The following is a 14,068-nucleotide window of genomic DNA, read 5'->3' as shown; positions in this document are numbered from 1 at the left end:
TTGATATAGAAGGAATACAAATTCATTTTATCTTTTGGTAAAATCAATTGTCAAGCAAAAGCCCATTATCATCTTCCAATTCATCCAATTTCGCATCTTCAATCGTCGCTTTAACCGCTTCCTGAATGACATCGCCAGGAAAACCGCGTCGCATGAGAAAACCAATAAGCTTCCGCCTTCTATCGACCTGCTCTCCCTTAAGAGAACGCCATTTCTTGCCAGCAGCAAGGACAGCAGCCGCTAATTCATCCTCACGATCAATATCTCCCAGCGCCTTAGCCGCTGCCTGAGACGACACGCCTCTTTGCTGAAGCTCTTGCTTAATCCACCTACGCCCTTTTAGGCCAGAGCGAATGCGCTGCTTAGTAAATTGCTGGGCATATTCATCATCATCCACAATCTGTTCCGTTTCTAAACGTTCCAGTGCATAAGCAATGTGTTCCGGCTCAAGCTCCTTGCGAGTCAAAAATTGCTCGATTTGTTTCTTCGTTCTCGCTTTCAGTCCCAAATAGCCAACTGCCAGCGCATAGGCCCGGTAACGCTGATCCTCATTCCTTATCTTCTCCAGCTGATCCTCTGTAAATGTCTGCCCCTTCAATAAGCGATGGCTGATCAACAGATCCTCATGGACGGACAATAGGGGCTCTTCTCCCTCGCCATATATCACATAGCGATGACGGTCCTTGCGGTCCCGTTCTATCGCTTTTATCTCAATGGTCATAGCTCCGCTCCATTCTAATTATGCGGCCGTTCTGCAAAAAACAGCAAGCCGTCCCATGGGGACGGCGTCTGCTTCCTAGCTTATACGATTAATCAAGTTCTGATTCATCAAAATCATCATCGTCATCCTGTGATAAGGACTCAATCGGTTGTGCCGATGCGGATAAATTGCTTGCTTCACGAATTTGTTTCTCGATGACAGCAGCAATATCCTTATGGTCTTTCAAAAATTGCTTGGCATTCTCACGCCCTTGACCTAGACGCTCACCATTATAAGAGAACCAAGCGCCGCTCTTCTGCACGATATCCAATTCCGTACCGATATCAACAAGGCTGCCTTCTCTGGAAATGCCTTCACCATACATAATATCGATCTCTGCTTGCTTGAACGGTGGAGCTACTTTGTTCTTCACAACTTTGATACGAGTACGGTTACCAACCATGTCATTGCCTTGCTTAATCGTTTCAATACGACGTACTTCAAGTCGTACGCTGGAGTAGAACTTCAGGGCACGACCACCCGGAGTCGTCTCAGGGTTACCAAACATAACGCCGACCTTCTCGCGCAATTGGTTAATGAAGATTGCAATGGTCTTGGACTTGCTAATTGCACCAGATAGCTTCCGCAGCGCTTGGGACATCAGGCGCGCTTGCAAACCGACATGGGAATCACCCATGTCGCCCTCAATCTCGGCTTTAGGAACGAGTGCTGCAACAGAGTCGATAACGACGATATCAACAGCACCGCTGCGCACAAGAGCCTCGGCGATCTCAAGAGCTTGCTCACCTGTGTCAGGCTGAGACAAAAGCAATTCATCAATATTAACACCTAGCTTACTAGCATATAACGGATCTAGAGCATGCTCTGCATCAATAAAAGCAGCTTGTCCGCCTGCACGTTGTACTTCTGCAATGGCATGCAGAGCTACTGTTGTTTTACCAGAGGATTCTGGTCCGTACACCTCAATAACACGACCTCTTGGCAATCCGCCTATACCTAATGCAATATCTAAAGCAAGCGAACCGCTAGGCACGGTTTCTACTTGCATGTGAGTCGATTCTCCTAATTTCATGATGGAGCCTTTTCCAAATTGTTTCTCGATTTGACGTAAAGCCATCTCTAAAGCAGCGCGACGATCCGACAACTAACTCACATCCTTCGTTATTTATATATTAATGATACCTCTTTTCTGTTCCCTTGCCAAGTCTTTTTTCGAACATACATTCGGTTTTTTTCTTTCCTTATCATCCCTTCCTTCATTTAGACAACAAAAAACCGCAGCAAAGTAATCTTCGCCACGGTTCTTCCGTCAATAGGTCTATTATAAACCTCGCCAAAAAAATTGACAACCCATTAATAACTAGAATATTACATTTAGTTACTGTCCGAATCGGCATGCAGAGCTCGCCACAATTTATACAATGCAGCTTTGACCGCATATTGGCGGATCATCGCTCTGCTTCCTCTAAGCTTGGCAGTGTGTACGGCCGTAGCTTTTCCCTTTTGGGCAATTGCATAATAGACAAGGCCTACCGGCTTGCCCTCGGCCTCTGCTGGCCCAGCTACTCCCGTTAAGGAAACGCCAAAGTCAGCATCCGAGAGCTCCATAATTCTTTCGGCCATCAGAGCTGCAGTCGATTCGCTTATCGCTCCTGGAGCGCCTTCCCCTTGCAGCTGTGCCATAGGAATGCCAAGCAGCTTATGCTTCATCTCGTTAGTATAAGTAACAACGCCGCCGGTGTATTCCCCGCTGCTCCCAGGTATGCTCGTAATAAGCTCGGCTAACAAGCCTCCGCTGCAGCTCTCCGCACTCGCCAGCTTGCGTCTTGTAGAGCGCAGACTAGCGATAACCGCTGCCTCTAACGGGATATCCTCCTGCGCGTACAGATGCTCGCCCAAGCGCTGTTTAATTTCCTTCACTGTCAGATCGATTTTCTGCTGGGCCTCTGCCTCGGACTGTGCTTTGGTAGATACCCGAATAGCGACCTCACCTTCCTTGGCATAAGGAGCTAGCGTAGGATCTGTCTGCCCTTCAATTAAATCAATCAGCTTGTCTTCCAGATTCGACTCGCCAATTCCTGCAAACTTGAGCAGCTTTGAATAGAGCGGCTGTTCCCCGCCCAGTATAGACCGAATCCATTCTTTCCCCGGCCCCTCCATCATCGGCTTCATTTCACGAGGCGGTCCTGGGAGCAGTACATAGTGCGTCCCATCCACCGTCAGCGCATTACCTACGGCAAGGCCAGCCTTATTATCTAACGGAGTGCTCCCTTCCAGCATAGTAGCCTGTCTCTTATTACTCTCGACCATATGTACGCCTCGCGAGCTGAACATGTCTTCGATTTGCTTCATAGAAGGACCATGAATGGACAAGCTGCGCTTCAAGTAAGCGCCTAAGACATCTTTGGTCAAATCATCCTGTGTCGGTCCAAGTCCCCCTGTGAAGACCAGTAAATCCGCGCGGCTGCGGGCAATTTCAATAGCTTGTCGAATGCGCTCCGGATTGTCTCCCACAACCGTCTGGTAATACACATCTATGCCGATCGAAGCAAGCTCCTGCGATAAATATTGGGCATTCGTATTCACAATTTGACCCAGTAATAATTCTGTACCAACCGCGATAATCTCTGCTTTCATTGTTCGTCCTCCTCTAGATAGATATTGCACGGTAAATAAAAGCACCCTCCCATATGAATGGAAAGATGCCCTATATTTCTCTTGCTTATTGAACAGGAATTAAATGTTTGTTTTTCAAGAAGTAATCTATACCCGAGTAAAGGGTAATGACAACAGCCGCCCAACTGGTAATGATGTCAAACGGAAAGTCGATAAAGGAAAACGGGAAATTGTTCAGTAAAAGTGAGATAATCATGGTAATCTGAATAGCAGTCTTCCATTTGCCCCATTTGCTTGCTGCCATAACGCTTCCTTCAAGTAGGGCAATCTGACGCAAGCCTGTAACCGCGAACTCACGGCTAATGATGACGATAGCCATCCAAGCTGCAAGCTTGTCCATTTGAACGAGAGAGATGAGTACAGCTGCCACTAGAAGCTTGTCAGCAAGCGGATCAAGCAGCTTCCCGAGGTTCGTAACGATCTTGTTCTTCCGGGCAATATAGCCATCGAGTCCATCTGTACTGGCCGCAACAATAAAGATTAATGCCGCTATAATCTGGTTATAGGTAATCGAGTAGTCACCGAATACAAGCGGCGCCACATTCAAATTAACAAGCAAAAAAACCATAATAATAGGCACTAAAAGAATTCGGACCAGCGTAATTTTGTTTGCCAGGTTCATCTGAAGACCCCCTCCGACGAAACCATATGTAAGTTGAGCTGAACTTCTACGAGCCTGTATTGCAACTGTTCTGTCATCTGTGTTTCCCCCAGATCATCCCTGAAACTTTATCTAATCTAGTATAATACATGCTATTTATCGTGTCAAAAGACAGAAGCCCTCCTCGAGCGCACGAGGAGCAGCTTAAAATTGTAGTATAAACTACCTATAGTTCGTGAATTGCAGCTCAACTTTCAAATCCGCTCCACGCAGCAAAGCCATAACCGCTTGCAAATCATCACGGCTTTTGCCTGTTACACGAATCTGATCTCCTTGAATTAAGCTTTTGACCTTTAGCTTGGAATCGCGAATCAAAATATTGATCTTTTTGGAATGCTCTTGATCGATTCCTTGTCTAAGCTTAATACGCTGCCGAACCGTATGGACCGAAGCAGATTCAATTTTTCCATAGTCCAAGTTTTTGATGGGCACTCCGCGCTTCATCATCTTCGACTGCAAAATGTCAATTACGCTATTAAGCTTGAACTCATCATCTGAAATAATGACGAGCTCTTCTTTTTCAAGGGCAATGCTGCTCTTGCTGCCTTTAAAGTCGAAGCGAGTCTCAATCTCTCTCTCCGCTTGGTTAATGGCGTTGGTAAGCTCCTGCATATCAACCTTGGATACGATATCAAATGAACTTTCAGAACTCATGTCAACTTCTCCTCTTCAACGATTATCAATTCTTGCTAATCTTCTACCGTGCCTGTCGGTGTCTCTGAAGGCGGTGTCGAGGCATCGCCAGCAGCGGGATTCAATACGATCTTTTTAGTGCTTGGACGATCACCGTCCTCCACAACAATACCATCAACCGAAACAACGGTTAAATCCGCACGTCCCATATTGACATACAAAGGCCCAGTCAAATCATAGCTCAATGTTGATCCATCCGGAACGTTCTCCGAGATTAGCGCTTTACCATTCCTGCCGCCTTCTCGAACTTCCGTCCAACTCGGGCCGCCTGTAATTTTGATCTCCAGCTTATGTGCAGCTCCTGCTGGACCAACATCGTAATGATCCACCTTGCCCTCTTTAGAGACAAATGTAACCGTAGTCGCTCCTACAGGCTCCTTCGAAGGAGTCGGAGTTGGCGATACAGTTCCTCCACTAGTAGCTGGGCTATTGGTAGGGCTTGGCGCAGGCGATGCCTTATCCGTAATATTGCCTTGATCGATTGTTTTTCCGCCATCGTCTTTTTGGCTGACGACATACATCCATACAACCACAACAATCAGAATAAGAAAGGACCACATCATAATTGTAAAGCCTAACTTACTGAATCGTTCAGAGGATTGTGACTGGACACGTCGTGGAGCTCTCGTCGCGACGGGCTCAACAATTTGATCCGTAACCGATGACGGAATTTCATGCTGATACAACCGCAAAACTTCGTCTGGATCTAGTCCAACGGCTTCACAATAATTTTTAACAAATGCTCTTAAGTAAAAGCTGCCTGGCAGTATGCTATGGTCGCCGCTTTCAATGGCTTGCAAATAGCGTTTGCGAATTTTGGTTACATCTTGAACATCATCAAGGCTTAACCCACGTTCTTCTCTTGCTTTCTGAAGCAAAGCTCCCAAGTCAGACATGTGTCCGTCTCCTCTCTATTAGAAATCGTCCGTATAGCTTGTGGTAAAGGTCTCATACGAAATTTCTTCATCTGGGGTATTGCGCAGTTCAATAATAATGTCAAAATGGCTGTAATCGTATTGGGACTCCTTAATAAAGATATCCGGATGCTCAATCACTTTAGTTGAAGGCATTGCCATTATATCTTGCAAAAGAGCATAATGCTTCTCATTGGAACGGATCGTACTAACAATCCCATCAATGATATAAATATGATTATCGCTTATTTCATCCTCAGACAGCTGGCTTCTTACGGTTTGGCGAAGCAAGGTTGAGGATACAAATGTCCATCGCTTGTTCGAACAGACACTTCCTGCAATTATGGACTCCGTCTTGCCCACACGAGGCATACCACGTAAACCTATTACCTGATTTCCTTCCCGCTTAAACACTTCACCTAGAAAATCAACCAGTATGCCCAGCTCATCTCTGGTGAACCGGAAGGTTTTGCGATCATCCGAATCCCGTTCAATATACCGTCCATGCCGGACAGCCAATATATCTACAATCGTTGGAGTACGAAGTTTATTTACGGTAATATTATCAACCTTTTGCAGCATCTTGCCGAGCAGGACGATCTTTTCTTCGTCATCGGTTTGGAGCAGCATACCTCGCGTACGGTCTTCTACACCGTTGATCGTCATAATATTGACTTCTAGCATACCGAGCAATGAGGCAATATCCCCAAGCAGACCCGGTCGGTTTTTATGTATCTTGTATTCCATGTAGTATTGCTTCGATTCCATGTACTTCACCATCCCAAGCCGATTGATGTCTACGATAAATTCCCAAGATACAAGAGATAATCTATAAAAGCTAATTCTACAATTTTCGTCACAATCCTGCAAGTTTGTATGAAAACATTGCAGAAAAGCCTCCGAACGGGAGGCTTTTCTGCAATGTTCAATTGCTGCTTACGAATGCTCCACAAGCTTGACCATTAATCCAGCAACTGTCTTCTTCTCGGATTCGTCGCCAACATCCCACAACTGCTTCAACACGCGCTGCTCTTCATTTTTTGGATCAACTTTCTCATCCAGAAAAGATCCGATTTCATACGCGAGATTCGCAATTGTTTCTTCTGACATACCCGACTCTTTGGCATGCTCTACCCGATCTTTTAAAAATTGCTTCCATGTGTCGAAATTAGAAAGGACGGTTGACATGTCTCTTCGCCTCCTAGATTGTGTGAAGAATAATCAACAGTCATTATTCTGCTTCGACAAGCTATTTTTTATACAGACCCGGCTTGTCCAATTCGAGCGGTTACGTATGCCAGCCTCCGTTAGGGCTAATAATCTGCCCCGTTATGTAAGAAGATTCAGGCAGAGACAAAAAATAAACCAGCGAAGCAATCTCATCCGGCTGAGCAAATCGCCCAATTGGAATCTCTTGCTCTAAAGCGGCCTTTTCTTCTGCATTGAAGGAACTCATCATCACTGTATCCACCGCTCCGGGCGCGACTGCATTCACAGTCACACCTGACGGTGCAAGCTCCTTGGCCAATGCTTTCGTAAAAGCGTTCATGCCGCCCTTGGTTGTTGAATAAAGCACTTCACATGAAGCGCCAGACATTCCCCATACTGAGGATACGTTAATAATGCGACCGTAGCGATTGGCAATCATGTGCGGCATAAACAATTGGCTGCAAAGAAACATGCCCTTCAAGTTTACTGCCATCACATCATCCCATTCCTGCTCTGTCACGTCCATCAGCATCCCATAGTGGGAAATTCCTCCATTATTAACGAGCACATTCGGAAACATCTGGTGAGCCTCCAGCTTTTCTCGCATGCGATAAAGCTGCTCTTTGGAGCGTAAATCTGCAGAGATCGTCATGACATTAGCGCCAAGCCGCATACACGCGCGAGCGGTCTCATTAGCCGCTTCATGAGAATTCAAATAATGAAGAACAATATTGACACCTTCCGCGGCAAAGCGCTGCGCAATTGCAGCCCCTATACCGCGGCTTCCCCCAGTAATCAACACCGTCATTGGCTCGAGATTAGTCACTTAGCTTTCTTGTTCAACGATTGAAATGGCGAGCTGCTCAAAATCAAAGTGCTCCCTCAGCCGTTCATTCACTTCTTCTAATGTGCTGCTTTCGTACATAGGCAATACATCGAACATATCGCTATCACGGAAACGGTAACTCGTAAACTCACTGGCAATAGCTTCGGGGGAATTAAGCATGCGAAGATAGCTGCCGATTTTTTTTCGTTTGGAACGCTCAAAAACCTCCGGTGCAATACCGGTATTCAGCGCTTCCTTTATCGCTGCCTTAACTTGACTAAGCAGCTCATCCGGATCAGGACTATCTCCGCCAATAACCGAAAACGCATAGTCCGTACTAGAATTATATTCGGTTCCAAAGGAATCGGAGATTAAATTTTGCTCATATAGCTGCTGATAAAGCGTCGAGCTTGCACCAAATAAAGAATCGAGCATCAGTCTTGTCGTTACTTCCTGCTTCAGCAATGCTTTCTCGACCAAGCCTACCTGCTTCTCCTTGAAGCCTAACATAATCTTTGGAAGAGACACGGGCAGCTTTGTTACTTTACGTGGAATTTTGACGCTAGCAGGCTCTTCTTCAAAAAATCGCTGGATAATGCCTTGCGGCTCGAATGTTTTGCGCTCCTGATTTTTGCGTACCAATTCAAATACCTCTTCTGCCTTCACCCCTCCAACAACGAACAATAACATATTGGATGGATGGTAAAAGGTTTCATAGCAACGGTACAACGTTTCCTTGTCAATCTGATAAATGGACTCAACCGTCCCTGCAATATCAATGTGAACAGGGTGATTATGATACATCGCATCAATCAGGCCGAAATAGACACGCCAATCCGCATTATCCTTATACATATTAATTTCTTGTTCAATGATGCCCTTTTCCTTATTTACGTTCGTATCCGTAAAATAAGGATTCTGGACAAAATCAATTAAAGTCTCCAGATTGGCCTCAATTTGTTCCGTTGCTGAGAACAAGTAGACCGTTCTATCAAAACTGGTGAATGCATTAGCTGATGCTCCTTGCGAAGCAAATGTAGCAAATATATCGCCAGTAGGCTCCTCGAACATCTTATGCTCCAGAAAGTGAGCAATACCATCCGGAACTTGAATGATCTCAGAATTGCCTACTGCAAACCGATTATCAACCGAACCATATTTCGTAGCGAATGTCGCATAGGTTTTCTGGAAGCCTTCCTTGGGCAAAACAATCACTTCCAGACCATTATCCAATATTTCACGATACAGCGTTTCTTGGACGCTGCTATAGTTGAGTGTCTCCATTCTCGGCTACGCCTCCTTCCGGTCACGCAAATAATAGATCGTATCGAGCTGTACCCGCTCCGCAACCCGTACGATATCAGCAGAAGTTATCCCATTAATCTGTTCCAGAAGCTGCTGCGCACTTCTTTCCTTGCCTGACAGCACGGCGTTGAAATCATAAGCAATCATCTCGTTAGCCGAATCCTGCAGCTCGCGTAGATGGTTCGAGATCATAGCCTTGGTCTGGCTCATCTCAAGCTCAGACAGCTCGCCTTGCCTCATGCTCTCCAGCTGTTCTTGTATAATCGTAACCGCCCGATCATAATTCGCAATCTCAATGCCGGATTGAATGGTACATAATCCCTTATGCCCATCCAGACGGGAAGCAGCGTAATAGGCTAAGCTTTCCTTCTCCCTCACATTGAGGAATAGCTTGGAATGCGGATAGCCTCCGAGAATTCCGTTATACATAAGGGATGCAGCATAATCATCATCCGCATAGCCAACACCAGTCCGCAAACCAAGATTCAGCTTGCCTTGACTGACATCCATGCGTTCTACTACCTTTTTCACTTCGTTAACAGCATGCTGGACATCCGGTACTGCATAAGAAGCGGGCGTACCCTCCTCCAGACGAAATGCCCCTTTAACCAATTGCGTTACTTCCTCAAGGGAGGTATCACCAACGACATACAAATCGAACGCAGCCGTATCTAACCACTGCTTGTATTGGCTGAACAAGGATTCCGGTGTTATCCCCGATATCTCAGTCAACTTGCCAAGTGGATGAAGCCTATAGGGCTCATCTGCGCACATAACCTCCATACAGCGTTCAGCAGCATAACGGATTTTATCATTAACGATAGCTTCCAGGCGCTTTGTTAGAGTCTGTTTCTCGGCCTCCACATATTTGCTCTTGAAGACACCGTTCTCTGTACAAGGATCGGTTACTACTTCACCAAGCAATTGAATTGATGCCCCCAATAAAGGCGTATTTGAAGATACGAATTGATCATTAATGGTATCCATACGGAATTGGATGATTTGAGAATCGCCTCTTTTATAAACATCGAATCCAAAACCAGTCCCATATAAATCATCTAACCGTTCACGAAAAGCTTTGGTCTCAGGTGTAGATGCCGTACCGCGTCGCAAAACAAAAGGAATGAGCGCCGTCTCTGTTACGGTTGATTCCTTAAGCGGTACTCCTGTGTATAGTGAAATGGCAAACGTCTTGAAGCGTTTAGTCGGTAGCACATGCAATCGAATTCGCCCTAGCTGCCCTCTTTGAAATTGAGTCATGTCGTTTGCTCCTTTCTTATTTGCATGGTTGCATTGTTTGAGTAAATGTATTCCAATTCACAGTATCCTATACCATTCTAACCGATAGGAAATGGAAGAAGCAACCGAGTCTGCCTAGGCAGAGCGGCTGCTTCTTCAAGATGGGTTACATACAGAAAATATGCTTTCCAATCGTCTTGACCTGTGGTCTTGTCCATATCCACTTGGAAGTTGCCGTCACCGGATTGAAATAGTAAAGACATCCCCCAGAAGGATCCCACCCATTGATTGCATCCTCTACCGCTTGACGAGCCTTCTCATTAGGCGTAAGCCAAATTTGTCCATCTGCCACAGCTGTAAAAGCACCCGGCTGAAAAATAACTCCTGAGATCGAATTCGGAAAGCTAGTTGATTTCAAACGATTAAGGATGACCGCAGCGACAGCAACCTGTCCTTCATAAGGCTCTCCGCGAGCTTCGCCATATACGGCATTAGCCATAATCTTCAAGTCATTAGCCGTTAAGCCCAGCTTATTAGACTTGGAGAGCGAGCTTCCTCCACCTGAGGAGCCTCCGTTATTGCTAGGACTGCTTGGCTTGCTTGCAGTTGGAGCCTTACCTGTATCAGCTGCGGTTGGCTTCCAGCTCTTGGTAGCTTCCCAAAGCTTCAGCTTTGTTTTGGCCCCTACCACGCCATCCGACTTGATGCCGAATTTCCATTGAAACCATGTTACTGCATTTTTAGTGCTTGCCCCAAACTGGCCATCAATTTTGCCATTGAAGTAGCCCAAATGCTTCAATCTCCCTTGCAACTCATACACATCTTGACCCGATGAACCAGTCTTGAGGGTCGCTTTGCTGAATGTTTCGATTGCACCGCCATTTCGCAAGTAATGCTGCAGGGAGAAGGAGCCTGTCAACAGCATTATAACTACTGTAGTCACCACAATTAAACGATTTCTCATGTAAGGGATCTGCCTTTCTCTAGCAAGTTAGTTCGCTGTTGCAGCGTTACTTAACTCTAGTATGAGAAAGGAGTTGCCCTTCTATGCATCTCTTTACAATCGTGGATGGATTATGAAGGAATACGGCTGGCCTGGTATTGATCCATTGACATCAGCACTTCACGCGGCTTGCTGCCTTCATAAGGGCCTACAATGTGATGAGCCTCCATCTGATCGATAATTCGTGCCGCTCTCGTATAGCCGATTCGCATTCTCCGTTGCAGAAGAGATACTGATGCTTGCTTGGCTTCCAATACGATCTGAACTGCCTGCTCGTACAGCTCATCTAGCATCTCATTAGGATTAGCAGACTCTTCCTCCACTTCAGGCACCAGATCCTCTTTGTATTCCGCCTCTGCCTGGCCTCGCGCGTAATCAACAAGCGCCTCCACCTCTTGATCGGACAAGAAGGCACCTTGCACCCGGATAGGCTTGGACATCCCGACTGGCAGGAATAGCATGTCGCCTCTGCCTAGTAGCTTCTCCGCACCGACCATATCCAGAATCGTTCTTGAATCGACCTGTGAGGACACGCCAAATGCAATACGCGACGGAATATTCGCTTTGATAACCCCCGTGATAACGTCTACTGAAGGTCTCTGCGTAGCGATAATTAAATGTATTCCCGCTGCACGAGCCATTTGGGCAAGCCTTGCAATCGAATCTTCTACGTCATTGGCTGCTACCATCATCAGATCGGCAAGCTCATCAACAATAACAACGATATAGGGCAGCACTGCTGCGGGATTCTCTGCCATGAGTGTGTTATAGCCTTCAATGTTGCGAGTACTGGACTTGGAGAAAAGCTCATAACGCTTCTCCATTTCCACTACGATTTTTTTTAGCGCAAGCGAAGCTCTTCTTGGATCCGTAACGACGGGAGCAAGCAAATGGGGAATGCCATTATAGACATTGAGCTCCACCATCTTCGGATCGACCATCAGAAATTTCACTTCATCAGGAGTTGCTTTATACAAAATGCTCGTAATAATACCATTAATACATACCGATTTACCTGACCCTGTAGCCCCGGCCACTAGCAAATGGGGCATACGCGCCAGGTTGCCGATAATTGGCTGTCCCGATATATCTCTGCCGAAGGCGATAGACAGCTTGGAAGGAGCATTCTGAAAGGCTGTTGTCTCCATAACTTCCCGCATCGTAACGACAGATACTTCCATATTCGGAACCTCAATGCCGATCGCCGATTTACCTGGTATAGGCGCTTCCATCCGAATATCCTTTGCAGCAAGGGCGAGTGCTATATCGTCTGTCAGACTGACAATTCGACTAACCTTTACACCAGATGCAGGCTGAACCTCATAGCGTGTAACCGCAGGTCCTCGAACGACATCAAGCACCTTCGCCTTAACGCCAAAGCTCTCTAATGTCGCCTCAAGCTTACGCTTCGAGTCCATAGAGTCTGCCAAATCTCCTCCCCTAACCATCAAGCTAGGCTTAGAGAGCAAGTTGAAGGGAGGCAAAGCATAAGGCTTCTCCACTGGCTCAGACTGAGCGGAATGACTTTTCGTTAGCTGCTCCTCATTCGTTGCAGGTGTATGTTCCATATGTAGGGGAGCGGCAACCAGCGCTTCTGAGGTTTCTAAGCTTTCATTGCCAATCGGAGAAGCATCCTGGACATGAAGATCCGCTCCAGGAAATTCATCCTCATTCCGCGACTTCCATGCTGCTTCAGACCAAGGCTCATCCTCCGAATCCACTTCATCAGGAAAGATAGCGGGCGAATCCTCTGCTTCTGCCGCATTCCATGGTTCAGCATAGCGATCTTCTTCTGGATTATCCACAACAGCAGGTTCAACATAATGGCGAATCTCAGGTGAAGGTTTGTCATTCTTGTCCCAATCATCTTCTTCCCAATCATTCGCCCAACGTGGTTGACCCTCTGAATCGTTTGAGAACGGTTCATCATTAAGAGACCATTCCTCATGTTCAACCTTGTTGCCCTTCTCTTTATTCTGATCCTGCTGACGCCAAGAGAAAAATAATGATTTTTTCTTTCTTGAGGGCAAGGCGCCGTAATCATCATCTTCATCAATTGTATCGTCCTGCACAAATACAGGCTGTTCCTGGTCTGTGCTTGAATTTCTTGAGACTGTAGCTGCACGCAGAGCAGAACGCTGCGCAAACTTCGCCTGAATCAGCTTAAACAACCGAATTCCGCGAACTTTAATTAGACGGCCTAATTCTACATAAGATTTGCCCGTAATTAACATGAGAGAGATTGCGAACATAACCCCCATCATTAGTTTAGAGCCAATATTACCGAATAAGGAATAGAGCATCGAATATTGGATAGCTCCTATGTAACCGCCGCTTATCTCTCTCTCATTCAGTGACCTTGTATCCGATGCATCGAAGGTTAATAGCTCGCCTCTCAAATCTGTACTCAGCTGGCTTAGAATAAGACCGCCAGTCATTTCACCTTCCGGAAACTTTTGATTAATCTCGGCTATGGAGCTCCACAGCGTTAGAGCAAGCACGAAAACCAACAGACCGGTACGTTTATTGGACCAGCCCTTGGGCCATACTCTTTTCACCATAACGACTAATCCGACATATATGCCGATCAATGCCAGAACAAAATAAAATTTCCCCAAAAAAAGGCCAAACAGCTTCGATAGAGATCGGCCCACTGTCGCTTCACCAGATAATGCTATTATAGATATCGTGATGAGTAAAATGCCGTATACTTCATATTTTAAATTAGCTGCTATTGATTTCTTTTTCCGTTTTCTCTTTGCCAATGAACGTCACCTCTGGTTAAACATTATACCATAGGTGGACAAATGTTCCTATTGAC

Annotated in this window: 13 protein-coding genes; all 13 read right to left on the bottom strand. The window is 46.0% G+C overall.

The genetic code is table 11. The annotated features are described in order from the left end of the window. Positions 1–43: 43 nt before the first annotated feature. Entirely contained in the window at positions 44–721 is a 678-nt protein-coding gene (locus AC50YO_RS00655) for a regulatory protein RecX (RefSeq protein ID WP_494842043.1), read from the bottom strand. Between the two features lie 88 nt (positions 722–809). After that, a complete protein-coding gene (gene recA / locus AC50YO_RS00650) occupies positions 810–1,865 on the bottom strand; it encodes a recombinase RecA (RefSeq protein WP_494842041.1) in 1,056 nt (351 codons plus the stop codon). A gap of 230 nt (positions 1,866–2,095) precedes the next feature. After that, a complete protein-coding gene (locus tag AC50YO_RS00645) occupies positions 2,096–3,358 on the bottom strand; it encodes a competence/damage-inducible protein A (RefSeq protein WP_494842039.1) in 1,263 nt (420 codons plus the stop codon). Positions 3,359–3,443: 85 nt separating this feature from the next. Beyond that, positions 3,444–4,019, bottom strand: a complete 576-nt coding sequence (pgsA, locus tag AC50YO_RS00640; RefSeq protein ID WP_494842037.1) for a CDP-diacylglycerol--glycerol-3-phosphate 3-phosphatidyltransferase — start codon at positions 4,017–4,019, stop codon at positions 3,444–3,446. Positions 4,020–4,220: 201 nt separating this feature from the next. Next, a complete protein-coding gene (locus tag AC50YO_RS00635; RefSeq protein WP_494842035.1) occupies positions 4,221–4,712 on the bottom strand; it encodes a YajQ family cyclic di-GMP-binding protein in 492 nt (163 codons plus the stop codon). A 35-nt stretch (positions 4,713–4,747) separates the two neighbouring features. Further along, entirely contained in the window at positions 4,748–5,647 is a 900-nt protein-coding gene (locus tag AC50YO_RS00630; protein WP_494842033.1) for a helix-turn-helix domain-containing protein, read from the bottom strand. A gap of 18 nt (positions 5,648–5,665) precedes the next feature. Continuing rightward, complete coding sequence (locus AC50YO_RS00625) at positions 5,666–6,433, bottom strand: DUF3388 domain-containing protein (protein ID WP_494842031.1); 768 nt, start codon at positions 6,431–6,433, stop codon at positions 5,666–5,668. Between the two features lie 168 nt (positions 6,434–6,601). After that, complete coding sequence (locus AC50YO_RS00620) at positions 6,602–6,853, bottom strand: DUF3243 domain-containing protein (RefSeq protein WP_494842028.1); 252 nt, start codon at positions 6,851–6,853, stop codon at positions 6,602–6,604. Positions 6,854–6,953: 100 nt separating this feature from the next. Beyond that, on the bottom strand, positions 6,954–7,682 hold the full coding sequence (gene ymfI, locus AC50YO_RS00615) for an elongation factor P 5-aminopentanone reductase (protein WP_494843181.1): 729 nt from the start codon (positions 7,680–7,682) through the stop codon (positions 6,954–6,956). 18 nt (positions 7,683–7,700) lie between these two features. After that, positions 7,701–8,984: an EF-P 5-aminopentanol modification-associated protein YfmH gene (gene yfmH / locus AC50YO_RS00610; RefSeq protein WP_494842025.1), complete on the bottom strand. Its 1,284-nt coding sequence runs from the start codon at positions 8,982–8,984 to the stop codon at positions 7,701–7,703. Positions 8,985–8,990: 6 nt separating this feature from the next. Continuing rightward, the gene (gene yfmF / locus AC50YO_RS00605; protein WP_494842023.1) at positions 8,991–10,265 is read right to left on the bottom strand and encodes an EF-P 5-aminopentanol modification-associated protein YfmF; all 1,275 of its coding nucleotides are present in this window, start codon (positions 10,263–10,265) and stop codon (positions 8,991–8,993) included. A gap of 145 nt (positions 10,266–10,410) precedes the next feature. Continuing rightward, on the bottom strand, positions 10,411–11,208 hold the full coding sequence (gene sleB, locus AC50YO_RS00600; RefSeq protein ID WP_494842020.1) for a spore cortex-lytic enzyme: 798 nt from the start codon (positions 11,206–11,208) through the stop codon (positions 10,411–10,413). Between the two features lie 110 nt (positions 11,209–11,318). Then, positions 11,319–14,012, bottom strand: coding sequence for an FtsK/SpoIIIE family DNA translocase (locus tag AC50YO_RS00595; RefSeq protein ID WP_494842018.1), 2,694 nt, complete (start codon positions 14,010–14,012; stop codon positions 11,319–11,321). Positions 14,013–14,068 lie beyond the last annotated feature (56 nt).

The organism is Paenibacillus sp. J22P59, from assembly GCF_059383895.1.
This window is presented reverse-complemented; position numbering and strand designations above follow the sequence as displayed.

Bases quoted from the DNA above. Each gene is read 5' to 3' on its own strand.
- AC50YO_RS00655 (WP_494842043.1), bottom strand. From the start codon at position 721: ATGACCATTGAGATAAAAGCGATAGAACGGGACCGCAAGGACCGTCAT.
- sleB (WP_494842020.1), bottom strand. From the start codon at position 11,208: ATGAGAAATCGTTTAATTGTGGTGACTACAGTAGTTATAATGCTGTTG.
- AC50YO_RS00645 (WP_494842039.1), bottom strand. From the start codon at position 3,358: ATGAAAGCAGAGATTATCGCGGTTGGTACAGAATTATTACTGGGTCAA.
- AC50YO_RS00630 (WP_494842033.1), bottom strand. From the start codon at position 5,647: ATGTCTGACTTGGGAGCTTTGCTTCAGAAAGCAAGAGAAGAACGTGGG.
- AC50YO_RS00625 (WP_494842031.1), bottom strand. From the start codon at position 6,433: ATGGAATCGAAGCAATACTACATGGAATACAAGATACATAAAAACCGA.
- yfmH (WP_494842025.1), bottom strand. From the start codon at position 8,984: ATGGAGACACTCAACTATAGCAGCGTCCAAGAAACGCTGTATCGTGAA.
- ymfI (WP_494843181.1), bottom strand. From the start codon at position 7,682: ATGACGGTGTTGATTACTGGGGGAAGCCGCGGTATAGGGGCTGCAATT.
- AC50YO_RS00635 (WP_494842035.1), bottom strand. From the start codon at position 4,712: ATGAGTTCTGAAAGTTCATTTGATATCGTATCCAAGGTTGATATGCAG.
- AC50YO_RS00620 (WP_494842028.1), bottom strand. From the start codon at position 6,853: ATGTCAACCGTCCTTTCTAATTTCGACACATGGAAGCAATTTTTAAAA.
- yfmF (WP_494842023.1), bottom strand. From the start codon at position 10,265: ATGACTCAATTTCAAAGAGGGCAGCTAGGGCGAATTCGATTGCATGTG.
- pgsA (WP_494842037.1), bottom strand. From the start codon at position 4,019: ATGAACCTGGCAAACAAAATTACGCTGGTCCGAATTCTTTTAGTGCCT.